Source organism: Lentzea xinjiangensis (genome assembly GCF_900110955.1).
Lineage (GTDB): Bacteria > Actinomycetota > Actinomycetes > Mycobacteriales > Pseudonocardiaceae > Lentzea > Lentzea xinjiangensis.
In genome coordinates, this window is record NZ_FOFR01000010.1 from 78,030 (window position 1) to 99,889 (window position 21,860).

The following is a 21,860-nucleotide window of genomic DNA, read 5'->3' on the forward strand; positions in this document are numbered from 1 at the left end:
CTTCTGTTCAGTCGGGGCGACACTGACCACAACTTCTCCTACCAGGTGTCGATGAACGGGCGTTTCTTCCCTTGGGACCGGGAAGCTGCGGGGGCGAGCGCCGTGGCGATCCAGCGACGGGTGTCGGCGGGGTCGACCACGTCGTCGATCTCGAAGACCGAGGCGACGTTCAGCGCTTTGCCGTGTTCGTAAGCCATCGCGACCATCCGGTCGTAGCGCTCCTTGCGTTCCGCGGGGTCCTCGATCGCGTCGAGCTCCCGTTTGAAGCCGAGCTTCACGGCGCCTTCGAGGCCCATCGGCCCGAACTCGCCGGTGGGCCAGGAGATGGCGAACTGCGGGACCTTCAGCGAGCCCGCGGCCATCGCCTGCGCGCCGAGGCCGTACGCCTTGCGCAGGACGACGAGTCCGAAGGGGACGGTGAGGTTGGCGCCCGTCACGACCATGCGGGTGAGGTGGCGGACGGTGGCGGTGCGTTCGGCGTCGGGACCGACCATGAACCCCGGCGTGTCGCACAGGGAGACGACGGGGAGGTCGAACGCGTCGGCCAGTTGCAGGAAGCGCGCGCACTTGTCGGCGGCGTCGGCGTCGATCGCGCCGCCCAGGACGGTGGGGTCGTTGGCGATCAGGGCGAGGGGACGGCCCTCGACGCGGACCAGCGCCGTGACGATCGCCTTGCCGAAGCCCTCGCGGAGCTCGAGGACCGAACCGGTGTCGGCGAGGGTCTCGATGACCGCGCGGATGTCATAGGCGCGAAGGCGGTTTTCGGGGACGGCGTGGCGGAGCAGCCGCTGGTCCGCGCACTTCCACGATACGGAATTGTCGGTGCTGTCTGGGAGAATTGTGTCAAGGGGTTCCCCCGACGGCGCGGGCGAAGGCTGCGCGCTCGCGCGGGGGACGCCTGCGGGAGCGTGGAAGTAGGAGAGGTACTTCTTCGCGACGGCCACGGCCTCCTCCTCGGAGGCCACCACGACGTCCACCACGCCGTTGGGCACCTGCACGTCCAGCGGGCCGATGTCCTCGGGGCGGAACACGCCCAGGCCGCCGCCCTCGATCATCGCCGGGCCGCCCACGCCGATGTTCGCGCCCTCGACGGCGATGATCACGTCGCACGTGCCGAGCAGTACCGCGTTGCCCGCGAAGCAGCGGCCCGCGACCACGCCGACGAGCGGGACTTGGCCGCTCAACGACGCGAACGCGTGGAACGAGCCGCAGTCCAGGCCGCTGACCATGCTGTGGTCGGTGTCGCCGGGACGGCCGCCGCCGCCCTCCGCGAACAGCACCACCGGCAGGTTCTCCTGCCGCGCCAGGGCGAACAACCTGTCCTTCTTCTGGTGGTTGCGCATGCCCTGCGTGCCGGCGAGCACGGCGTAGTCGTAGGACATCGCCACGATCCGTTGGCCGTTCACGACACCGATACCGGCCACCATGCCGTCGGCGGGCGTGCGTTCGATCAGCTCCTCCACCGGACGGCGCCGGCGTTGCGCGGCGATGGCCAGCCCGCCGTACTCGACGAACTCGGAGCAGAGGTCCGCGATGTTCTCCCGCGCGGTCCGGCCACCGGCGGCGTGCCGGCGCGCGGCCGCCTCGGGACGGTCGAAGTCGTGCCGCGCGAGCACCTCGGCCAGGTCCGGGCGGACGTGCCCGGGGTCTGCCCCGGCCTCCTCCTCGGCGGCCTCACCGGCGCCGGAGGCGAGCAGCTGCCCCTCTGCCACCGTGTCGCCCACCGCCACCAGCACGTCACCGGACACCCGCACGACGTGCTGCATCTTCATCGCTTCCAGCACCACGGAGCCGGACGAGACGGCCACGACGGTGCCGGCCAGCGGAGCCCGCATCCCGCTGGCCGGCTCCTCGGCCGCGAAGTCGGTGGTCGCGCCGATGATGTCGCGTTCCAGCAACGACTTCAGGAAGTCGAGGTTCGTGGAGACGCCCTCGACGCGGAACTCCCGCAACGCCCGCCGGGCCCGGTTCAGGGCGACGTCCAGGTCCTCGCCGTGGACCACGAGCTTCGCGAGCAGCCCGTCGTAGCGGGTGCCGACCCGGTAGCCCGCGTACCCGTGCGTGTCGACCCGGACGCCGGGCCCGGAGGGGATCGCGAACGCCGACAGGACGCCGCCGGAGGTCTGGTTCACCCGCACCTGCACCGCGGACCCGCGGTCGTGGGGCGTGAAGTCGACGTCGCCGCCCCAGGCGAGCAGGAGCTGGGTGCGCACGAGGTCCACGCCGGACACCATCTCGGTCACGGTGTGCTCGACCTGCAACCGCGGGTTGACCTCCAGGAACGCGAACGAGTCGCCGGCCACCAGGAACTCCACCGTGCCGACGCCGGTGTAGCCGGCGGCGGACGCGATGGCGGCGGCCGCCTCGTGCAACGCCTTGCGCAACGGCGGTTCCAGCAGGGGAGCGGGCGCGATCTCCACGACCTTCTGGTGCCGCACCTGCAGCGAGCAGTCGCGGTCGCCGATCACGGTCGTGCCGACGAGCTGCACCTCGATGTGCCGGGCGGAGGGCAGCAACCGCTCGAGGTAGACCTCGCCCACCCCGAACGCCGCCAGCGCCTCCGCCCGGCACGCCTCGACGGCGCTGTCGAGGTCCTCGGGCGCGTGGACCGCCCGCATGCCCTTGCCCCCGCCGCCGGCGACCGCCTTCACCATCACCGGGAACTCGCCGGGTGCCGCCTCCAGCACCGGCACGCCCAGCGACGCTGCCAGCGCGCGGGCCCGCACCTTGTCGCCGAGCAGGTCCAGGACCTCGGGCGAGGGGCCCACGAACGTCAGCCCGCGCTCGGCGCACGCCCGCGCGAACGAGGCGTTCTCCGCCAGGAACCCCCAGCCGGGGTGCACCGCCCGGCACCCCTCGGCCGCGTCCAGGAGCTGCTCGGCGTCCAGGTACGGCGAGTCCCCGCGCAGGGCGACGGCACGGTCCGCGAGCGTCACGTGCAGCGAGGAGGCGTCGTCCTCCGCGTACACCGCCACGGTGCGGATGCCCAGGTCGGCGGCCTCGCGCAGCACGCGAACGGCGACCTCACCCCGGTTGGCGACGAGCAGCACGGCAATCCTCCTGAGCGACCGCTTAGTATGTGACGGCCGTCGCATGTTGCCATCTCAGGTCAACGGAAGTCCATACGGAACCGATCGGGGAGGTGGGACGTCAACGGAACGCGTCGGCGCGAACCGGCGATGAAGTGGGCAGACTCCCCGCAAAGACGCGAAGGCTCCAGGAGGCCGCAGTGGTGTTCAAGAGGATGTTGCGCGCGTTCGGCGTGGGCGGGCCGACGGTCGACACGGTGCTGGCGAACCCGAACGTCCGGCCCGGCGAGGCGCTCTCCGGTGAGGTGCGGATCGCGGGCGGCGAGCACCCGGCCGAGATCGACCACGTCACGCTGGCGCTGCTCACCCGCGTCGAGGTCGAGAGCGGCGACAACGAGTACAACACCACGGTGGAGTTCCACAAGTTCTCCGTCGGGCAGCGGATCCTGGTGCAGCCCCGCCAGAACCTCTCGCTGCCGTTCCAGCTACCCGTGCCGTTCGAGTGCCCGCTCAACGTGGTCGGCGGTGTGCAGCTCGCCGGCATGCAGCTCGGCCTGCGCACCGAGCTCGAGGTGCGCGGCGCGGTCGACCCCGGTGACCTCGACCCGATCTGGGTGCACCCGCTGCCGTCGCAGGACGCGGTGCTGCAGGCGTTCGGGCAGATGGGCTTCCGCTTCACCAAGGCCGACAACGAGCGCGGCCGCATCCACGGCGTGCCGCAGCAGCTACCGTTCTACCAGGAGATCGAGTTCTACCCGCCGCCGCAGTTCGCCGGCCGCGTCAAGCAGGTCGAGCTGACGTTCGTCACGACGCCCGGCGAGCTGCACGTGGTCCTGGAGGCCGACAAGCGCGCCGGGCTGCTCCGCGCGGGTGGCGACGCCTACGGCCGGTTCGCCGTGTCGCACCACCAGGCGGCCGGCACCGACTGGACCGCGACGATCAACCAGTGGATGAGCCAGGTGAGCGGTAGCCGCTGGTAGGTCCCCGGGCTGCGGATCACGCCGGGTGACGGGATGATGTCCGCTGAGATCCCCGAGCGCATCGGGGAGTAGCGGAGGAGGCGTCCGTGACCATCGAGAGCATTCTCGGCGCACTCGTCATCGGCCTGGTCATCGGCCTGCTCGGCAAGCTGGTCGCGCCGGGCAGGCAGAACATCCCGCTGTGGCTGACGCTCGTCGTCGGCGTCGTGGCGGCGTTCCTCGGCTCCCTCGTCGCCGGCTGGTTCGGCGTGCAGGAGACCACCGGCTGGTTCGACTGGTGGGAGCTGCTCTTCCAGATCGTGCTGGCCGCGGTCGGCGTGTCGGTCGTGGCCGGCATGTACGGCCGCAGGTCGGTCCGCTAGACCCGGCTAGCCCGCCGGGCGGACCATCCTGAGGACGAGGTCGGCGTACAGCGCGCCGATCTCGTCCGGGGTCCGCCTGCCGCCCGGCTGGTACCAGCGGGCGACGTCGATGCACAGCGACAGGACGGCCAGCGTCGCGCCCTTGAGGTCGCCGACGTCGAACACGCCCTCGGCGACGCCGTCCGCGATGAACGACCGCATCCGCTGCTCGATCTGCCGGCGCAGCTCGGCGACCTCCGCGTGGTGCTCGGGGGTCAGTGCGCCCAGCTCGTACTGCACCACCCGCGCCGTCGTGTGGAACTCGGCGTGCCAGCCCGCGAACGCCGACACCGCGGTCCGCAACCGCTGCGCCGCGTCACCGCCCTCGATGCCGTTGAGCAGCGCGAGCGACGTCTCGTGGCCGAGCAGCGAGATGTTGAAGAGCAGCTCTTCCTTCGACCGGTAGTGGATGTAGACGGCCGCGGGGGACATTCCCGCGAGCGAAGCGATGTCACGGGTCGTCGTCGCGTGGTATCCCTTTTCCGCGAACGCGTGGGCGGCCGCGATGAGCATGCGGCGGGCGGCGTCCGGGGTGACCGCGCGCCAGGTCTCGTCGAGCAGCGCGAACTCGTCCAGTCCGGTCGTCGTCATCGGAGCGCTCCTCGCGTGTTGACAGGTGATGGATCGTACTGCACGCTAAGCGGGCGCTTAGCGCTAAGCAACCGCTTAGTATGGAGGTAGTCGTGCAGCGGACGCTGTTCACCGAGGATCACGTCGCGTTCCGGGAGTCGGCGAAGGCGTTCGTCGAGCGCACGATCACGCCGAACGTCGAGAAGTTCATCGAGCAGCGGGTGATCGACCGGGACGTGTGGCTCGAAGCGGGCCGCCAGGGGCTCCTCGGCCTCGAGATCCCGGAGGAGTACGGCGGCAGCGGCGCGAACGACTACCGGTTCAACACGGTGTTCGCCGAGGAGCTGTGCCGGGTCAACGCGGCCGTCGCGTCGAGCCTCGGCATCCACGGCGACGTCGTGGCGCCCTACCTCGTCGACCTGTGCACCGAGGATCAGAAGCAGCGCTGGCTGCCCGGCATGTGCACCGGCGAGATCAAGACCGGCATCGCGATGACCGAGCCCTCCGGCGGCTCCGACCTCGCGGCGCTGAAGACCACCGCCGTCCGCGACGGCGACGACTGGATCCTCAACGGCTCCAAGACGTTCATCACCAACGGCTACACCGCCGACCTGATCGTCGTCGCGGCGCGCACCGACCCCTCCAAGGGGGCGCGCGGCATCACGCTGTTCGCCGTCGAGACCGGCATGCCCGGCTTCGAGCGCGGCCGCAAGCTCGACAAGGTCGGCCAGCACCCGTCCGACACCGCGGAGCTCTTCTTCTCCGACGTCCGGCTGCCCGCCGCGAACATGATCGGCGACGAGGGCCAGGGCTTCATCTACATGATGGAGCGCCTGCCGCAGGAGCGGATCGGCGCCGCCATCTCGAACCTGGCGCACGCGCAGGGCATCTTCGACGAGACGCTCGAGTACGTGAAGGAGCGCAAGGCCTTCGGCCAGGCGATCGGCAAGTTCCAGCACAACAAGTTCCTGCTGTCCGAGCTGCGCACGAAGCTCGACGTCACCCAGGCGTTCGTCGACAACCTGACCATGCAGCACGTCAAGGGCGAACTGACCGCGGTCGAGGCGGCGCAGGCGAAGTACTGGAGCGCCGACATCGAGAACGAGGTCATCGACGCCTGCGTGCAGCTGCACGGCGGCTACGGCTACATGACCGAGTACCGCGTCGCGCGCGCGTGGATGGACGCCCGCGTCACGAAGATCTGGGCGGGCTCCAACGAGATCATGAAGGAACTCATCGGCCGCGATCTCGGCCTGTAAGGGGTGTGCTGTGGTTGAAGCCGTCGTCGTCTCCACCGCCCGGTCGCCGATCGGCCGTGCCCGCAAGGGTTCCCTGGTCTCGCTGCGCCCGGACGACCTCGCCGCGCAGGTGATCTCGGCGGCGCTGAAGGACCTCCCGGACACCGGGATCACCGACCTGCACCTGGGATGTGCCGAGCCGCAGGACGAGCACGGCCAGAACATCGCGCGCCGCGTGGCCGTGCAGCTCGGCTACGACACGCTGCCGGGCACGACGGTCAACCGGTTCTGCGCGTCGTCCGTGCAGACCGCGCGGATGGCGTTCCACGCCATCAAGGCGGGGGAGGGCCACGCGTTCATCTCCGCCGGTGTCGAGTGCGTGTCCCGCTACCTGCACTCCGGCACGCCCTCGTTCAACCCGCTGTTCGACGAGGCGCAGCAGCGCACCGCGGACACGGCGGCGTCCAACGCGCCGTGGACCGACCCGCGGCTGGACGGCAAGCTACCGGACTACTACATCTCGATGGGCCAGACCGCCGAGAACGTCGCGACGCGGCTCGGCATCTCGCGGCACGACCAGGACGAGTTCGGCGTGCGGTCGCAGAACCTCGCGGAGAAGGCGATCGCGGACGGGTTCTTCGCCCGCGAGATCACGCCGGTGGTGCTGCCCGACGGTTCCGTGGTGTCCGCCGACGACGGCCCGCGCGCCGGCGTCACCTACGAGGCCGTCTCGGCGCTGAAGCCGTCGTTCCGGCCGGGGGGAACGGTCACGCCCGGCAACTGCTGCCCGTTGAACGACGGCGCTGCCGCCGTGGTGATCATGAGCGACGTGCGGGCGCGGGAGCTGGGACTGACCCCGCTGGCGCGCATCGTGTCGACGGGGGTGTCCGGGCTGTCGCCGGAGATCATGGGCCTGGGCCCGGTCGAGGCCACCCGGCAGGCGCTGGCGCACGCCGGCATGTCCATTTCGGACATCGACCTGGTGGAGATCAACGAGGCGTTCGCGGTGCAGGTGCTCGGCAGCCAGCGCGAGCTGGGCATCGACATGGACCGGCTGAACGTGCACGGCGGCGCCATCGCCCTGGGGCACCCGTTCGGCTCGACCGGCGCGCGGATCATGACGACGCTGATCAACGGCATGCGGGCGCGCGACGCCCAGTTCGGGCTCGAGACGATGTGCGTCGGCGGCGGTCAGGGCATGGCGATCATCCTGGAAAGGCTTTCCTAGTGGGCATCCTCGACAAGTTCCGCCTGGACGGGAAGGTCGCGATCGTGACCGGGGCGTCCTCCGGCCTCGGCGTGGCGTTCGCGAAAGGGCTCGCGGAGGCCGGCGCGGACGTCGTCCTCGCGGCCCGCCGCGCGGACCGGCTGAAGGACACGGCGTCGCTGGTCGAAGCCGCCGGCCGGCGGGCCCTGGTCGTGCAGGCCGACGTGTCGAAGCCCGAGGACTGCCGCGAGGTCGCGCGGGCCGCCGCCGAGTTCGGCACGGTCTCGGTGCTGGTGAACAACGCGGGGGTCGCCTCGGCGGTGCCGGCCTCGCGGGAGACGCCCGAGGAGTTCCTCGGCGTCATGGACGTGAACCTCAACGGCGCGTACTGGATGGCGCAGGCCGCGGCCTCGGTCATGAAGTCCGGCGGCTCGATCATCAACATCTCCAGCGTGCTGGGCCTCGTGACCGGCGGTATCCCGCAGGCCGCGTACTCGGCGTCCAAGGCGGGCCTGCTCGGCCTCACGCGGGACCTGGCGCAGCAGTGGACCGGCCGCAAGGGCATCCGCGTCAACGCGATCTGCCCCGGCTTCTTCGCCTCGGAGATGACCGACCAGTACCCGCCGGGGTACCTGGAGAAGATGCGGGCGGCGCTGCCGGCCGGACGCGTCGGCGACCCCGAGGAGCTCGCCGCCGCCGTGGTCTTCCTGGCCTCCCCCGCCGGCGGGTACGTCACGGGCGAGACGCTGGTCGTCGATGGCGGCGCGGTCATCGTTTGACCGCTGGACGTGGTGGAGACGGCCAGCACGTGACAACGCTGGACCACGTGCTGGTCGTCGACGTCGAGTCGACGTGCCGGGAGGGATCGCCGCCGCCGGGAGAGGTCTCGGAGATCATCGAGATCGGCGTCTGCCCGCTCGAGGTGGGCTCCGGCCGCCGCGGTGAGCGGCGCAGCGTCCTGGTGCGGCCCGCGCGGCCGTCGGTCAGTCCTTTTTGCACTCGGCTGACGACCTTGACGCAGGCCGACGTCGACGGCGGCATCCCATTCGCCGAGGCCTGCGCCTTGCTGCGCAAGGAGTTCCGCTCGGATCGCCGGGTGTGGGCCTCGTACGGCGACTACGACCGCAGGATGTTCGAACGGCAGTGCGCGGACTTCGGCGTGAAGTACCCGTTCGGGCCGCGGCACATCAACGTCAAGACGCTGTTCGCCTTGGTGCACGCGCTGCCGCGCGAGATCGGCATGGCCGAAGCGGTGCGGCTCACCGGGCAGGAGCTCGACGGCACGCACCACCGCGGCCACGACGACGCGTTCACCATCGCCGGGCTGCTCAGAAAGTGATCACGTCGGCGGTGCCGGGGCTCGCCTCGCCCCGCAGCACGGCCCGCCACACGGCCACCAGCTCGTCCGGGCCCCGGTGCTCGGCGATGGCCACCCGGTCGCGGGCCTGCGCGGTGAAATCCCGCCAGGCCTCGCCGAACCGCCGGGCCAGGCCGTCGGACCCCCAGTCGGCGGTCCGCTCGCGCAGCCGCCGGGGCGCGGAGAAGAACTCGGTCCGCGGGTCGGACGGGGCCGCCTGGTGGGTGAGGCCGACCGAGATGTCCGCGACCAGGTCCGCGCCGAGGCGGTCGTGCAGCGCCGAACGCACCTCCTGGGAACCGCTGAAGTCCAGGTACACGCTCGGTTCGACGTCCACGGCGGCGTCATGGGGCAGCACGGTGTCGTAGAGGCCCAGGCCGGTCGTGAACTCCACGTTGCGGGGCGAGGTCAGGCCCACCAGCCGGACGCCGCTCCCGCGCAGGCACTGCGCCGTGCCGAACGCCGTCTTGCTGGAGGCGGAGGAGATCACCACGGTGCGGGCGCCGTGGAACCCGTTGTCCACCAGTTGGTCGGCGAGCAGGAACGACGTCAGGAACAGCGGCCGGTACAGCACCTGGAGGTCTTCCAGGTCCGGGTCGTAGGCGGGGTCGCCGCCCGTGACGAGGTAGCTGTTGTACGCGGCCGGCAGGTCGGCGCGGTGGTCCGCGGTGTCGGCGAAGCCGGCCGAGGTCAGCCTGGCGCGCACGACGAGGTGGCTCGCCATCGGCAGGTAGCCGTAGACGCGGGTGCCGGCGGGCAGAGCGTCCACAGTGGAGCCGATGACGTCGGCGAAGCCCCACAGCGGGATCACGCCCTGGCGAGGGCCGCCGGCGGGGAAGAAGTCCCAGTAGCCGAACTGATCGCCGATCACGCCGTAGGTGACGTTGTTGGCGGTGAGGCCGACGCGGTGCACGCGCAGCAGCACCTCGCAGTCGGACAGCTCGGACAGCTCGGGCAGCCGGTCGTGCAGGACTTCGGTTCGGGCGAGGTCGTCGCGGTCGACGACGACGGTCCAGCGGCTGTTCATTGCCTGGGATCCCCTCGGTCGGGAGGTACGCTCCGGTCGTGACCGTGCCTGAAAGACTGATCGACGCCGCCACCCGCCTGTTCGCGGAAAAGGGCTACGAGCGGGTCGCCGTGCAGGAGATCGTGGAGAGCGCCGGTGTCACCAAAGGCGCTATGTACCACTACTTCGGGTCGAAGGACGATCTGCTGCACGAGATCTACGGGCGGTTGCTGCGCTTGCAGACCGAACACCTGGAGAAGATCGCCGCGGCGGACGGGCCGGTCGTCAAGCGGCTGCGCGAAGCGGCGATCGACGTGATCGTCACGAGCATCGAGGACTTCGACGCCGCCAAGGTGTTCTTCCGCTCGATGAACCACCTCTCGGCCGACAAGCAGAGGGAGGTGCGGGCGGAGCGGCGGCGCTACCACGAGAAGTTCCGCGGCCTGGTCGAGGAGGGGCAGCGGGACGGCACCTTCCGCGCCGACGTGCCGGCCGACGTGGCCACGTACTACTTCTTCGGGTCGTTGCACCAGCTGGGCACCTGGTACCGCCCGGACGGGGACATCCCGGCCGGGCGGCTGGCTGAGCACTACGCGGACCTGCTGATCCACAGCCTCAAGGCCTGATCGTCAGCGTCATCGTCAGGGGACGATGACGCTGACGATCTCGGCCACGCACGCCGGCTTCTCGCTGCCCTCGATCTCGATGACGACCTTGGTCACGAGCTGCTTGCCCAGCGCGATGTCGGAGACGTCGAGCAGCTCGACCCCACCGCGCACCCTGGCGCCCACGAGCACCGGCTGCGGGAAGCGGACCTTGTTGCTGCCGTAGTTCACGCCCATCTTGATGTTCTTGACGGTGTAGACGTCGCGCACCAGGTACGGCACGAGCGACAGCGTCAGGTAGCCGTGCGCCACCGGTCCGCCGAACGGCCCCTGCTTCGCCTTCTCGACGTCGATGTGGATCCACTGGTGGTCCAGCGTCGCGTCGGCGAACAGGTTGACCTGCTCCTGCGTGATCTCGTGCCACTCGCCGAAACCGAGGTGCTCGCCCTTGGCCGCGACCAGCTCGTCGATGTTCTCGAAGGTGCGCATGCGTCAGTCCTTCGGTCCGCCGGCGACGTAGATGACCTGGCCGGACACGAACCCGGCGCCCTCGCTGACGAGGAACGACGCGGTGTGCGCGATGTCCTCCGGCTGGCCGACGCGCGCGACCGGGATCGTCTGCGCGGCACCGTTGACGAGGTCCTCGAACGAGATCTTCATGCGCTCGGCGGTCGCCTTGGTCATCTCGGTGGCGATGAAGCCGGGCGCGATCGCGTTGACCGTGACGCCGAACTTGCCGAGCTCGATCGCGAGGGTCTTGGTGAAGCCCTGCAGACCGGCCTTGGCGGCGGAGTAGTTGGCCTGGCCGCGGTTGCCGAGCGCGGAGGTGGAGCTGAGGTTGACGATGCGGCCGAAGCCTTCCTTCGTCTGGTAGGCCTGCACGGCCTTGCTCATCAGGAACGCGCCGCGCAGGTGCACGTTCATGACCGTGTCCCAGTCGCTCGCGGACATCTTGAACAGCAGGTTGTCCCGCAGCACGCCGGCGTTGTTGACCAGCACGGTCGGCGCGCCGAGCTCCTCGGCGACCTTCGCCACCGCGGCGTTGACCTGCTCCTCGTCGGCCACGTCGACCTTGAGGCCGACGGCGCGCCCACCGCCCGCGACGATCTTGTCGGCGCCCTCGAGCACACCCTGCTCATCGAGGTCGAGCAACGCGACGGCCAAGCCGTCCGCGGCGAGGCGCTGCGCGACGGCGGCACCGATTCCGCGAGCCGCGCCGGTGACGATGGCAACCCTGTCGGCCACGGGTCCTCCTTCGTTGGGGGATGGTGAGCTAAGCAAGCGCTTAGTAACGTACCCATCAGTCCGCTTGACGTCCAGCGCTGTGCGGACGACCATACCGACTGGTCGGAATGTGGCTATTCGAGGAGGCAGGTGCCCGTGGAACTCACCGGCAAGGTCGCGATCGTCACCGGCGGCTCCAACGGCATCGGCGCCGCGGCCGCCCGGCGGCTGGCCTCGCTCGGCGTGCGCGTCGTCGTGGCCGACGTCGACGCCGACCAGGGCAAGGTCGTCGCCGACGAGGTCGGTGGCGTGTTCGTGCGCTGCGACGTGACGGTGCCCGCGGACTCGGCCTCGGCTGTGGAGGTCGCCGTCCGCGAGTTCGGCGGGCTCGACATCGCGTTCCTCAACGCGGGCATCGGCACCGGCTGTTCGCTGGGCGAGGACTTCGACGTCGAGACGTACCGCCGCGCGATGGCCATCAACCTCGACGGTGTGGTCTACGGCGCGCACTACGCGTTGCCGGCGGTGCGGGAGCGTGGCGGGCAGATCATCGCCACGGCCTCGATGGCCGGTCTCATGCCGATGCCCGGCGACCCGATCTACGGCGCCAACAAGGCCGCCGTCGTCGCCCTGGTCCGCGCGCTCGGCGGCGCCTACCCGGACGTCCGGGTCAACGCGCTCTGCCCCGCGTTCGCCGACACGAACATCATCACGCCGCTGCGCTCGACGCTGGAGGACATCGGCATGCCGATCCTGCCGGTGTCGGCCGTGGTGGACACGTTCATGTCCATTGTGGAAGGTTCGGGGACCGGGGAGGCGTGGTTCGTCCAGTCCGGCCGCCCGTCCGAGCCGTTCGGCTTCCGCAACCCGCCCGGTCCGCGCGCCGCCGACGGTTCCCGTCTCGACGCCGCGTGCAAGGACCCCGTTTCGATCGCGCTCAAGGAGAGCTGACGTGCGTGCCATCCAGATCACCGAGTTCGGTGGACCCGAGGTGCTCCAGCAGGTGGAGCTGCCCGACCCGGTGGCGGGTGAGGGCGAGGTGCTGATCACCGTGTCCCGCGCCGGCCTCAACTACGCCGACACGCACCAGGCGGAGAACTCCTACCTCGCCCGCATGACCCTGCCGCTGGTGCCGGGCGGTGAGGTCGCCGGCACCACCCCGGACGGCCGCCGCGTCGTCGCGCTGACCAAGAACTCCGGCGGCTATGCGGAGAAAGCCGTCGCGCCCGCGCTGACGACCTTCGACGTGCCCGACGGCGTCGACGACCTGACCGCGCTCTCGATGGTCGTGCAGGGCGCCACGGCCTGGTTGCTGCTGCGGAAGTCGACGCACATGGAACCCGGCGAGTCGGTCGTCGTGCACGCCGCCGCCGGTGGCGTGGGAACGATCGCCGTCCAGCTCGCCAAGCTGTGGGGCGCCGGTCGCGTGATCGCCACCGCCTCGTCCGAGGACAAGCGGAAGCTGGCCCTGGACCTCGGCGCGGACGTGGCCGTGGACTCGCGCGCCGAGGACATGACCGCCGCGTTGATCGAAGCCAACTCCGGACGGCGGGTCGACGTCGTCCTGGACATGACCGGAGGGACGACCACTGATCAGTCGCTGGTGGCGCTGGCTCCGTTCGGGCGGCTTGCGTTTTATGGCATGGCCTCGCGGGAAAGGCCGAAGCCGGTTGACCTCGGGTCGCTGCTGGTGCACTCCACGGCCGTTGCGGGTATGTGGCTGCCCCACGCGTTGAAGATCCGTGACGCCGAGCACGGGACGCTGGCTCATCGGGCCATGGCCGAGCTGTTCTCGCTCGTGGTCGACGGGAAGTTGAAGGCTGTTCCCGGTGGGGAGTACGGGATGGGCGAGATTCGGCAGGCCCATGAGGATCTCCGGTCTCGCCGGACTGCCGGGAAGCTGGTGCTCGACCCGTCTCGGTGATTTCGGGGCTCCGCCCCGGACCCCGCCAATCTGATCCAGGACCGGCCGGCGCCGCGCGTCTTGCGGCTTTGCCGGTGCCTCGCGCCTTGCCGCTCCCTCCGACCTCGCGGAAGTGTCAGACCCGCCTTGTACGTTGGGTCGCGGGGGAGCCGAAATCCAAGGGGACCCCTGCGGGAGCTTGTAGGTACACGCCGAAGGGGCGGCCCGCGTCGTCGCGGGCCGCCCCTTCGGCGTGCAGCGGTCTTACTCGGAGAGCTCGGCGAGCTGGGCCTTCACCCTGGCCAGCTCGGCCTCCAGCTCCTCCATGCGGGTGCGGTGCTGGTCGCGTGCCGCCTCGAGCACCGACTCGATGCCGTCCGCGATGTCCTCGTGCAGCTCCTTGGCCGCCTTCGCCACGGCGATGGCGGGAATGACCAGGCCCGACACGACTCGCTGCGTGCCGTGGACCAGGTCGGCCTGCCACTCGCCCTCGGCGGTGCCGGTCACCGTGAGCGTGAGCTCGACGGTGCGGGTCTTCTTCGCCGTGCTCTTGGCGCGGGCGGGCTTCGGCTTCTCCGCCTTGGGCGTCTCCGCCTTGGGCATCTCGGGCTTGGGCGCGGGCGTCTCGGCCTTCGGCGCCTCGGCCGGCTTGGGAGCCTCGGCCTCGGGGGCCTTCGCCGGAGTCTCCTCCACGACGGTCTCCTCGACTGCCTGCACCTCGGTGAGCGTGTCCGACACGATCAGGTTTCCTCTCTCCGCAACGACGTGACCCCGCGCACAGACTAGAACACGTGTTCGATCAGACGTGAACGGGGTCAGCGCAGAGCCTAGTCAGTAGGGAGGGAGCTGCACGCGCCACTGCCGTTCGACGTCGAGGACGCCGGGGACGGAGAGCAGCGCCGGGATGGCGCGGACCTGCACGGTGCCGGTCACCACGCCCAGGGCCTCCAGGACCGTGTCGACGACCAGGCCCGCCTCCCGCAGGTCGTCGAGCACCTGCGGGAGGCTGTCCCCGGCCACGGAGACCATCACCTGGTCCACCGCGGAAGGCATCTACGGAGCCTGGACGAGTCCGGTGCCGATGTCGGTGGACGGCAGCGGGAGGCGCTGGGCCGTGCCCGCCAGGCGGGCCCACAGCTCGTAGCCCCTGGCGCCCGTCTTCTCCGCGATCAGCACCGCCACGCCGGCCACGTGCGGGGTGGCCATCGAGGTTCCGCGCAGGCGGCGGTACTTCTCCGGGAGCTTGAACGACGAGTGGACGTCCACGCCCGGCGCGCAGATGTCGATCTGACCGATCTTGTCGGCCGAGCCCGAGGAGAACGAGGCGATCGCGCGGTTCACGTCGATCGCCGCCACGGCGATGATGCTGGGGCAGCGCGCGGGGTGGCCCACCGGGGCGATCCGCGCCGGGCGCGAGGAGGCGTTGCCCGCCGCGGCGATGATCAGGGTGCCCTTCGCCATCGCGCGCTGGGCGACGGTCTCGTAGATCTGCGAGTACGGCGTGCCCGCGGGGACGTCGGCGCCCAGGGACATCGAGATGATCGCGCAGCCGTTCGCGACCGCCCAGTCGATGCCGCCGAGGATGCCGCCGTCGGAACCGGAGCCCGCGTTCGAGAGCACCTTGCCCGCGAAGATCTCCGCCTCGTGGGCCACGCCGTAGCCGGGCGGGGTGGCGGGCTTGCGCGGGCCCGCTGCCGTGCCGATGCAGTGCGTGCCGTGGCCGTGGCCGTCCTGCACGTCCTCGCCGGCGATGAACGACTTCGTGGTGATCGCGCGGCCGGTGAAGTCCGGGTGGTCCTTCTCCCAGCCGGTGTCGAGGACCGCGATCTTGACGCCCTTGCCGGTGGCCGTGCTGACGTCCGCGCCGACCGCCTGCAACCCCCAGGTCAGCACGGACTCGTCGGCGGCCTGGCCAGGTTCCTCCGGCTCCTCCGCCGGTGCGGCGTCGAAGGCGTGCACGACGCGTTCCGGTTCGACGATCTGCACCGGGCCGGGACGCTCGGCGGCGCCGTTCAGCCCGGCCAGCAGGGCCGGGTCGCCGGACACGACGGCGACGCCGAGCTGGGGGAACACCTGCAGGGTGTCCGACCCGATCTCGCCGGTGTTCGGGTCGAACCCGGCGATCGCACCGAGCTCGGCCAGTCCTTCCTCGATGGCGTCTTCCTGCAACAGCACCAGGAACCGGCCTGTGGTCTCCACTTCCGCGGGTTCGGTCATGACGATTCGCCCCTACTCTCCGTCCAAGCCCTACTAGAGAGTCGTCACACCGAGGCGGTCGTTTCAGGCCATTTGCCTTCTCCGCTGGAAGAATTCCCCGATCGGCTCAACGTACTTGGCCGCGATCGGCCCCAGGATCGCCATCAAGAGCACGTAGGCGGTCGCGAGCGCCGCCAGTTCGCCGGCCACCTGACCGGACGCCACGGCCAGACCGGCGATGACGATGGAGAACTCACCGCGCGCCACCAGTGCCGCGCCCGCACGCATGCGGCCCATCTTGCCGATGCCCTGCCTCCTGGCCGCCCACCAGCCCGTGACGACCTTCGTCGCCGTCGTGACGGCCGCCAGTGCCACGGCGATTCCCAGGACGGGTGGAATCGAGCGCGGGTCGGTGTTGAGCCCGAACACGACGAAGAACATCGCGGCGAACAGGTCGCGCAACGGCTCCAGCAACCGCGTCGCGTTCTCCGCCGTCGAGCCGGAGATCGCGATGCCGAGCAGGAACGCGCCGACCGCCGCCGACACCTGCAGCTCGGAGGCGACACCGGCCACGAGCAACGCCGAGCCGAGCAGCTTGAGCAGGAACACCTCGTGGTCCGGACTGTCCACAATGGCCGAGATGAACCGGCCGTACTTCAACGCCACCACCAGGACCACGGTGATCGCGAGCAACGAGATGCCCACCGACGTGAGCCCGCCCAGGAAGCTCACGCCCGACAGCACGGCGGTCAGCACCGGCAGGTACACGGCCATCGCGAGGTCTTCGAAGACGAGCACGGACAGCACGACCGGCGTCTCCCGGTTGCCCAGCCGGCCGAGGTCGCCGAGGACCTTCGCGACGATGCCCGACGACGAGATGTAGGTGACGCCCGCCATCGCGAGCGCGCCGACCGGGCCCCAGCCCAGCAGCAGCGCCGCGATCGCGCCCGGCGCCGCGTTCAGCACGAGGTCGAGCACGCCCGCCATCCACGAGCGCTTCAGGCCCGTGGTGAGCTCGGACGCCGAGTACTCGAGGCCGAGCAGCAGGAGCAGCAGCACCACGCCGATCTCGCTGGCGATGCGGGTGAACTCCTCGATGCCGTGCAGCGGCACGAAGCCGCCCACGCCGAAGCACAGACCGCCGATCAGGTAGAGCGGGATCGGCGAGATGCCCATCTTCCAGGCGACGCGGCCGAGCAGGCCGAGGCCGAAGAACACCGCGCCGAGCTGGATCATGGCCAGGGTTGTCTCATGCACAGTGCTTAACCGCCGTGGAGGATCTCGGCGGCGGCGTCGAGGCCTTCCGCGGTGCCGACGACGACCGCGAGGTCGCCGTTCTCGAAGAGGAAGTCGGGACCGGGCGACGGGTGCGCGTTGCCCGAGCGCACGACGGCGACGACGGACGCGCCCGTCCTCGTGCGCAGGGCGGTCTCACCGAGCGAGCGGTTCGCGAACGCCGTCACCGGCAGCTGGCGGGTCGTGATGCCCGTGATGTCGCGGTGCTCCTCGCGCAGGTGGGCGACGAGCTGCGGCGCGCCGAGCAGGCCCGCGAGCGTGTTCGCCTCCTCCGGTGAGAGCGGTATCGAGGCCGCGCAGGAGTCGGGATCCGACGCCTTGGAGAGGATGAGCTCGAACCGGCCGTCCCGGTAGGTGATCACGCCGACGCGGCGCCCGGCGCGGATCGTGAAGTCCTGGCGCGTACCGATGCCCGGCAGGGGCGTGATCTCTACGTTCACACAGATGATGATACGTGGATGTCATCGCTCGTAAGTCCCGTGCGGCGCGGGTGGGTGGTGCGCGAGCGCGTGCCCGGCCCCGACGTCGACGAGTTCGCCGAACCCGCCCAGGTGGTCGCGGCGCTCGCCAGAGCCCCGCACGGCACGTTGCTGGCCGTCCAGCACCCCCATCGCACGCCCGCCGCGCTGGCCGCGGGCACCGGCCTGCTCGAGGCGCTGCCGCACGCCCGCGCCGAGCTCTCGGCGTTGATCCGGCGGGCGTACCGCGAGGTCACCGACGTCGTCGCGCCCTACCGGGTGGACGGACCGGACGGGACGGCGTGCGGGCTGCTGTGCATGGTCGACCCGGACGGCATCGCGCACACCGAGGACGTCTACCCGGACGTGGTCGCCGAACGCGGAGAGGTGCTCGCCTCGCTGGGCGTCGCCACGAGCGCGGCGATGCTCATCCCCGTCACGCCTGACGACGTGCTCACCGGCCTGGTGCTCGGCATGACCGAGGAGCCCGCCGTGTCGCTCGTGGACTCCGGCGGGCGGCGGCACTGGGTCTGGCTCGTCGAACCGGGCGCGCGGCAGGACGCGTTCCTGGCGGCCGCGGGCGCGCACCCGTTGCTCGTGGCGGACGGCAACCACCGCGTGGCGGCGGCCAGGGCGGCCGGGCTGACCGGGTTGCTGGCGCTCGTCACGTCCGGGCCAGGGCTGCGGGTCGGGCCGATCCACCGCGCGGTCACGGGCACCGGGCTGACCACGTCCGACCTGGTGGCCGCGTGGGAACGGGCGGGACTGGCGGTGTCGGCCCTGCGGTACGTCGTCGACCCGGAACCGGGCGTGGTCGTGGTGCGGTGTCCCGACGAGGTGCTGCGGGTGGAGCTGCCCTCCGGGCGCGGTGCCGACCACGCCGTCGTGGAGTCGTTGCTGCTGGACGAGGCGCTGGGGCTGAACCCGGAGAGCCCGTGCGTGCGAGCGGTCGTGGACCCCGCCGTCGAGGCCGAGGCGGTGCTGCTCATCGCGCCGGTGCCGCTGCGGGAGGTGCTGGCGGGCACCAGGATGCCGCGCAAGAGCACGTACTTCACCCCCAAGCCGCGCAGCGGGCTGCTGCTGGCCGACCTGACCTCGTCGTGGAGCGGCGACGTCCTATGAGGACGCGCTAATGTCGGTCGCATGGCGGTGCGAGCGATCAGGGGAGCCACGCAGATCGACGCGGACTCGCGCGACCTGGTGCTGGAAGCCACGGCCGAGCTGGTGCGGGAGGTCCTGTCCCGCAACGCCCTGTCCCCGGACGACCTGATCAGTGTCGTCCTCACCGCCACACCGGACCTCGTGTCCGAGTTCCCCGCCTACGCCGCGCGCCTGGCGGGGCTGCAGGACGTGCCGCTGCTGTCCGCGACGGAGATCGCGGTGCCGGGCTCGATGCCGCGCGTGATCCGCCTGCTGGCCCACGTCGAGACGGACCTGCCGCGGTCGTCGGTCAAACACGTCTACCTGCGCGGGGCGGCGGCCCTGCGCACCGACCTCAACCACTGAACGCGGGCGGCAGCCGGCCGGCACCCGCCGCCGTGGCCGTCCCGCCTGCGGTGTGAGCGTCCGCACCAGGCACAATGAGCGGCGTGGGCGTCTCGGAGGGAGCTGTGGTGGGCCAGGGTCAGTTGCGCGGCGTGGTGGCACTCGACGGACCGTCCGGCACCGGCAAGTCCACCGTCGCGAAGCGCCTCGCGATGGCGCTGGACGCGCGTTACCTCGACACCGGCTCGATGTACCGGGCCGTCACGGTGGCGGTGCTGCGCGCCGGCGTCGACCCGGCCGACGAGGCCAAGGTCGCCGAGGTCGCGGACAACGCCGTGCTCGTGGTCGGCACCGACCCCGGCAAGCCGGGCATCACGCTCGACGGCGACGACGTGTCCGCCGAGATCCGCGGGCCCGAGGTGACGCTGGCGGTCTCGCCGGTGTCCGCGGCCAGGCACGTGCGCGACCTGCTGGTCGCGCAGCAGCGGGCGATCATCGCCGACGCCGTCGACCACGTCGGCGGCATCGTGGTCGAGGGCCGCGACATCGGCACGGTAGTGTCGCCCGACGCCCCGCTGAAGGTCTACCTGACGGCGTCGGCGGACGCGCGCGCGGCGCGCAGGACCAAGCAGGACAACGCAGCCGGTCGTTCGTCCACTGTGGACGCCGTGCTGAAGGACGTGCAGCGCCGCGACAACTACGACTCCTCGCGCGCGGTGTCGCCGTTGCGGCCCGCCGCCGACGCGGTCGAGGTCGACACCACCGAGCTGGACCTCGCGGGCACCGTGGACGCCCTGCTCGACCTGGTGCACCGGCGCGGGCTGAGGGTGACCGGGTGAGCCTTCCCGCCGGGAGCCTGCCGTGGCTCACCGATCTCGGCAGGTGGATCGCGCGCGGACCGTACGCCTGGCGGTTCCGGATTCGGGTGCACGGGCGCGACCGCGTACCCTTGAGCGGCGGCGTGGTCGTCGTCGCCAACCACAGCTCGATGGCTGATGGGCCGATCCTGTTCGGTGCGTTGCCCCGGCGCGTGACGTTCCTGATCAAGCAGGAGATGTTCCGAGGCGTCGTGGGCCACCTCCTGGGCAAGATCGGTCAGCTCCCCGTCAAGCGGGGCGAAGCCGACCGAACCGCGCTGACCAGCGCGTTGTCCGTGCTCAAGGCCGGCGGTGTGATCGGGGTCTTCCCCGAGGGCACGCGCGGCGAGGGCAGCGTGGCGAACGCGCAGAATGGCGCGGCGTGGCTCGCGAAGACGTCCGGCGCGATGGTGCTGCCGGTCGCCTGCCGCGGGACCTACCAGGCCAAGGGCTGGCGACCCGAGGTCGACGTGCTGATCGGTGAGCCGTTCCACCTCCCCGAGGGGAAGGGGCGAGCGGCCCTGGGCGTTGCCACCGAGCAGGTGCGCGATCGCCTGGCGACACTGGTCGCCGAACTCGATGGACTTCGTGTGAGTGAGGGAAGACGATGACGGACCTGGACGGCACCTGGGAGGACGAGGCCGACTGGTCAGCCTTCGACGACCTCGACGGCTCCGACGGCGACGAGGCGTCGCCACCGCAGCCGGTGCTCGCGGTGGTCGGACGGCCGAACGTCGGCAAGTCCACGCTGGTCAACCGCATCATCGGCCGCCGGGAGGCCGTGGTGCAGGACGTGCCCGGCGTGACCCGCGACCGCGTGGCCTACGACGCGCTGTGGAACGGCCGCAAGTTCACCGTGGTCGACACGGGCGGCTGGGAACCGGACGCGCAGGGCCTGCAGGCCGCCGTGGCCGCGCAGGCGGAGCTCGCGATGGCGACCGCCGACGTGATCCTCGTGGTGGTGGACGCGTCCGTGGGCGCGACGACCACCGAGGAGGCCGTCGCGAAGGTCCTGCGCCGCTCCAAGAAGCCGGTGATCCTCTGCGCGTCCAAGGTGGACGACGACCGCCTGATGGCCGACGTCGCGTCGCTGTGGTCGCTGGGCCTCGGCGAGCCGATCCCGGTGTCCGGCCTGCACGGCCGCGGCTCCGGCGACCTGCTCGACGTGATCCTGGCGAAGCTGCCGGCCACCCCGCGCGACGACTTCGGGGCCCGCAACGGCGGCCCGCGCCGCGTCGCACTCGTCGGCAAGCCGAACGTCGGCAAGTCGTCGCTGCTCAACCGCCTGACCGGCGAACAGCGCTCGGTCGTCGACTCGGTCGCGGGCACCACCGTCGACCCGGTCGACTCGCTGGTGGAGCTCGACGGCGAGATCTGGCGGTTCGTCGACACCGCCGGCCTGCGCAAGCGCGTCAAGTTCGAGAGCGGCGCCGAGTACTACGCCTCGCTGCGCACCAAGTCCGCGATCGAGACCGCCGAGGTCGCGGTCGTCCTGCTGGACGCGCACGAGCCGTTGTCCGAGCAGGACCTCCGCGTGCTCACGATGGTGGTCGAGTCGGGCCGCGCGTGCGTGCTCGCGTTCAACAAGTGGGACCTCGTCGACGAGGACCGCCGCAACGAGATGGTCCGCGAGCTCGAACGCGGCCTGGTGCGCGTGCCGTGGGCGGACAAGGTCAACATCTCCGCCCTGACCGGCCGCGCCGTGCACAAGCTCGCACCGGCCCTGCGCACCGCGCTGAACTCGTGGGACACCCGAGTCCCGACCGGCCGCCTCAACCAGTGGCTGTCGGACCTGATCTCCGCGACCCCGCCGCCGGTGCGCGGCGGCAAGCAGCCCAAGGTGCTGTTCGCGACCCAGGCCTCGACCCGCCCGCCGACGTTCGTGCTGTTCACGACCGGTTTCCTGGAGGCGGGCTACCGCCGGTTCATCGAGCGCAAGCTGCGCGAGGAGTTCGGCTTCGAAGGCAGCCCGGTCCGCATCTCCGTGCGCGTGCGCGAGAAGAAGAAGTCAGGCACTGCCAAAAAGTAGTTCTTCGGCACCACCTGGA

The 21,860-nt window shown here is 71.0% G+C and carries 24 protein-coding genes; 14 read left to right on the forward strand and 10 right to left on the reverse strand.

Going from position 1 to position 21,860, the window contains the following annotated elements; genetic code table 11:
* Positions 1–38 precede the first annotated feature (38 nt).
* Positions 39–3,050 (reverse strand): carboxyl transferase domain-containing protein, encoded by a 3,012-nt coding sequence (locus BMW88_RS21730; RefSeq protein WP_342715172.1) that lies wholly within the window; start codon positions 3,048–3,050, stop codon positions 39–41.
* A gap of 179 nt (positions 3,051–3,229) precedes the next feature.
* On the opposite strand from BMW88_RS21730, the gene BMW88_RS21735 reads away from it, so the two are divergent.
* Positions 3,230–4,009: a sporulation protein gene (locus tag BMW88_RS21735; protein WP_089953381.1), complete on the forward strand. Its 780-nt coding sequence runs from the start codon at positions 3,230–3,232 to the stop codon at positions 4,007–4,009.
* Between the two features lie 86 nt (positions 4,010–4,095).
* The gene (locus BMW88_RS21740) at positions 4,096–4,371 is read left to right on the forward strand and encodes a GlsB/YeaQ/YmgE family stress response membrane protein (RefSeq protein ID WP_089953383.1); all 276 of its coding nucleotides are present in this window, start codon (positions 4,096–4,098) and stop codon (positions 4,369–4,371) included.
* 6 nt (positions 4,372–4,377) lie between these two features.
* Here the strand turns inward: BMW88_RS21740 and BMW88_RS21745 are convergent, their stop codons facing one another.
* Positions 4,378–5,001: a TetR/AcrR family transcriptional regulator gene (locus BMW88_RS21745; protein WP_089953384.1), complete on the reverse strand. Its 624-nt coding sequence runs from the start codon at positions 4,999–5,001 to the stop codon at positions 4,378–4,380.
* A gap of 92 nt (positions 5,002–5,093) precedes the next feature.
* Between BMW88_RS21745 and BMW88_RS21750 the strand changes: the two genes are divergently transcribed.
* The 4 genes from BMW88_RS21750 to BMW88_RS21765 are packed head-to-tail and all read left to right on the forward strand — an operon-like array spanning position 5,094 to position 8,764.
* Positions 5,094–6,239 carry an acyl-CoA dehydrogenase family protein gene (locus BMW88_RS21750; protein ID WP_089953386.1) on the forward strand — a complete coding sequence of 382 codons (1,146 nt, stop codon included), beginning with the start codon at positions 5,094–5,096 and terminating at the stop codon, positions 6,237–6,239.
* Between the two features lie 10 nt (positions 6,240–6,249).
* Positions 6,250–7,446: an acetyl-CoA C-acetyltransferase gene (locus tag BMW88_RS21755; RefSeq protein ID WP_089953387.1), complete on the forward strand. Its 1,197-nt coding sequence runs from the start codon at positions 6,250–6,252 to the stop codon at positions 7,444–7,446.
* A complete protein-coding gene (locus BMW88_RS21760) occupies positions 7,446–8,204 on the forward strand; it encodes an SDR family NAD(P)-dependent oxidoreductase (protein WP_089953389.1) in 759 nt (252 codons plus the stop codon). Before BMW88_RS21755 ends, BMW88_RS21760 begins: the two co-directional genes overlap by 1 nt.
* 29 nt (positions 8,205–8,233) lie before the next feature.
* Positions 8,234–8,764: a 3'-5' exonuclease gene (locus BMW88_RS21765; protein WP_089953391.1), complete on the forward strand. Its 531-nt coding sequence runs from the start codon at positions 8,234–8,236 to the stop codon at positions 8,762–8,764.
* On the opposite strand, the gene BMW88_RS21770 is transcribed toward BMW88_RS21765, so the two are convergent.
* Positions 8,754–9,809 (reverse strand): DUF2855 family protein, encoded by a 1,056-nt coding sequence (locus tag BMW88_RS21770; RefSeq protein ID WP_089953392.1) that lies wholly within the window; start codon positions 9,807–9,809, stop codon positions 8,754–8,756. The two genes, BMW88_RS21765 and BMW88_RS21770, sit on opposite strands and share 11 nt — an antisense overlap.
* A gap of 38 nt (positions 9,810–9,847) precedes the next feature.
* Here BMW88_RS21770 and BMW88_RS21775 point away from each other — a divergent pair, with 38 nt between their 5' ends.
* Complete coding sequence (locus BMW88_RS21775; protein ID WP_245777959.1) at positions 9,848–10,414, forward strand: TetR/AcrR family transcriptional regulator; 567 nt, start codon at positions 9,848–9,850, stop codon at positions 10,412–10,414.
* Between the two features lie 15 nt (positions 10,415–10,429).
* Here the strand turns inward: BMW88_RS21775 and BMW88_RS21780 are convergent, their stop codons facing one another.
* Together BMW88_RS21780 and fabG are read right to left on the reverse strand one after the other, a co-directional pair.
* Positions 10,430–10,882, reverse strand: a complete 453-nt coding sequence (locus BMW88_RS21780; RefSeq protein WP_089953394.1) for a MaoC family dehydratase — start codon at positions 10,880–10,882, stop codon at positions 10,430–10,432.
* A gap of 3 nt (positions 10,883–10,885) precedes the next feature.
* Entirely contained in the window at positions 10,886–11,638 is a 753-nt protein-coding gene (gene fabG, locus BMW88_RS21785) for a 3-oxoacyl-ACP reductase FabG (RefSeq protein WP_245777960.1), read from the reverse strand.
* A gap of 129 nt (positions 11,639–11,767) precedes the next feature.
* Here fabG and BMW88_RS21790 point away from each other — a divergent pair, with 129 nt between their 5' ends.
* Entirely contained in the window at positions 11,768–12,568 is an 801-nt protein-coding gene (locus BMW88_RS21790) for an SDR family NAD(P)-dependent oxidoreductase (RefSeq protein ID WP_089953397.1), read from the forward strand.
* Between the two features lies 1 nt (position 12,569).
* Positions 12,570–13,541, forward strand: coding sequence for a quinone oxidoreductase family protein (locus tag BMW88_RS21795; protein WP_089953399.1), 972 nt, complete (start codon positions 12,570–12,572; stop codon positions 13,539–13,541).
* 243 nt (positions 13,542–13,784) lie between these two features.
* Here the strand turns inward: BMW88_RS21795 and BMW88_RS21800 are convergent, their stop codons facing one another.
* The 5 genes from BMW88_RS21800 to BMW88_RS21820 all read right to left on the reverse strand — a co-directional run bounded on the left by BMW88_RS21800 (position 13,785) and on the right by BMW88_RS21820 (position 17,452).
* Entirely contained in the window at positions 13,785–14,258 is a 474-nt protein-coding gene (locus tag BMW88_RS21800; protein ID WP_089953400.1) for a DUF6319 family protein, read from the reverse strand.
* Positions 14,259–14,351: 93 nt separating this feature from the next.
* On the reverse strand, positions 14,352–14,573 hold the full coding sequence (locus tag BMW88_RS21805; RefSeq protein ID WP_245777961.1) for a hypothetical protein: 222 nt from the start codon (positions 14,571–14,573) through the stop codon (positions 14,352–14,354).
* Positions 14,574–15,737, reverse strand: a complete 1,164-nt coding sequence (locus BMW88_RS21810; protein WP_089953402.1) for a S8 family peptidase — start codon at positions 15,735–15,737, stop codon at positions 14,574–14,576.
* Positions 15,738–15,800: 63 nt separating this feature from the next.
* A complete protein-coding gene (locus tag BMW88_RS21815) occupies positions 15,801–16,952 on the reverse strand; it encodes a cation:proton antiporter (RefSeq protein ID WP_425434678.1) in 1,152 nt (383 codons plus the stop codon).
* Positions 16,953–16,978: 26 nt separating this feature from the next.
* Positions 16,979–17,452 carry a cation:proton antiporter regulatory subunit gene (locus BMW88_RS21820; protein ID WP_089953405.1) on the reverse strand — a complete coding sequence of 158 codons (474 nt, stop codon included), beginning with the start codon at positions 17,450–17,452 and terminating at the stop codon, positions 16,979–16,981.
* A gap of 18 nt (positions 17,453–17,470) precedes the next feature.
* On the opposite strand from BMW88_RS21820, the gene BMW88_RS21825 reads away from it, so the two are divergent.
* The 5 genes from BMW88_RS21825 to der all read left to right on the forward strand — a co-directional run bounded on the left by BMW88_RS21825 (position 17,471) and on the right by der (position 21,841).
* Entirely contained in the window at positions 17,471–18,592 is a 1,122-nt protein-coding gene (locus BMW88_RS21825; protein WP_089953406.1) for a DUF1015 family protein, read from the forward strand.
* Positions 18,593–18,613: 21 nt separating this feature from the next.
* On the forward strand, positions 18,614–18,976 hold the full coding sequence (aroH, locus tag BMW88_RS21830; RefSeq protein WP_089953408.1) for a chorismate mutase: 363 nt from the start codon (positions 18,614–18,616) through the stop codon (positions 18,974–18,976).
* Between the two features lie 131 nt (positions 18,977–19,107).
* On the forward strand, positions 19,108–19,794 hold the full coding sequence (gene cmk, locus BMW88_RS21835; protein ID WP_245777979.1) for a (d)CMP kinase: 687 nt from the start codon (positions 19,108–19,110) through the stop codon (positions 19,792–19,794).
* Positions 19,791–20,423 carry a lysophospholipid acyltransferase family protein gene (locus BMW88_RS21840; protein WP_089953411.1) on the forward strand — a complete coding sequence of 211 codons (633 nt, stop codon included), beginning with the start codon at positions 19,791–19,793 and terminating at the stop codon, positions 20,421–20,423. The genes cmk and BMW88_RS21840 overlap by 4 nt, the downstream gene beginning before the upstream one ends.
* Positions 20,420–21,841: a ribosome biogenesis GTPase Der gene (gene der, locus BMW88_RS21845; RefSeq protein ID WP_089953413.1), complete on the forward strand. Its 1,422-nt coding sequence runs from the start codon at positions 20,420–20,422 to the stop codon at positions 21,839–21,841. Before BMW88_RS21840 ends, der begins: the two co-directional genes overlap by 4 nt.
* The last annotated feature ends 19 nt before the right edge of the window (positions 21,842–21,860 follow it).

Coding starts and splice junctions, on each gene's coding strand:
- BMW88_RS21745 (WP_089953384.1), bottom strand. CDS start 5,001: ATGACGACGACCGGACTGGACGAGTTCGCGCTGCTCGACGAGACCTGG.
- BMW88_RS21770 (WP_089953392.1), bottom strand. CDS start 9,809: ATGAACAGCCGCTGGACCGTCGTCGTCGACCGCGACGACCTCGCCCGA.
- BMW88_RS21780 (WP_089953394.1), bottom strand. CDS start 10,882: ATGCGCACCTTCGAGAACATCGACGAGCTGGTCGCGGCCAAGGGCGAG.
- BMW88_RS21805 (WP_245777961.1), bottom strand. CDS start 14,573: ATGCCTTCCGCGGTGGACCAGGTGATGGTCTCCGTGGCCGGGGACAGC.
- BMW88_RS21810 (WP_089953402.1), bottom strand. CDS start 15,737: ATGACCGAACCCGCGGAAGTGGAGACCACAGGCCGGTTCCTGGTGCTG.
- BMW88_RS21815 (WP_425434678.1), bottom strand. CDS start 16,952: ATGATCCAGCTCGGCGCGGTGTTCTTCGGCCTCGGCCTGCTCGGCCGC.
- BMW88_RS21825 (WP_089953406.1), top strand. CDS start 17,471: ATGTCATCGCTCGTAAGTCCCGTGCGGCGCGGGTGGGTGGTGCGCGAG.
- aroH (WP_089953408.1), top strand. CDS start 18,614: ATGGCGGTGCGAGCGATCAGGGGAGCCACGCAGATCGACGCGGACTCG.
- der (WP_089953413.1), top strand. CDS start 20,420: ATGACGGACCTGGACGGCACCTGGGAGGACGAGGCCGACTGGTCAGCC.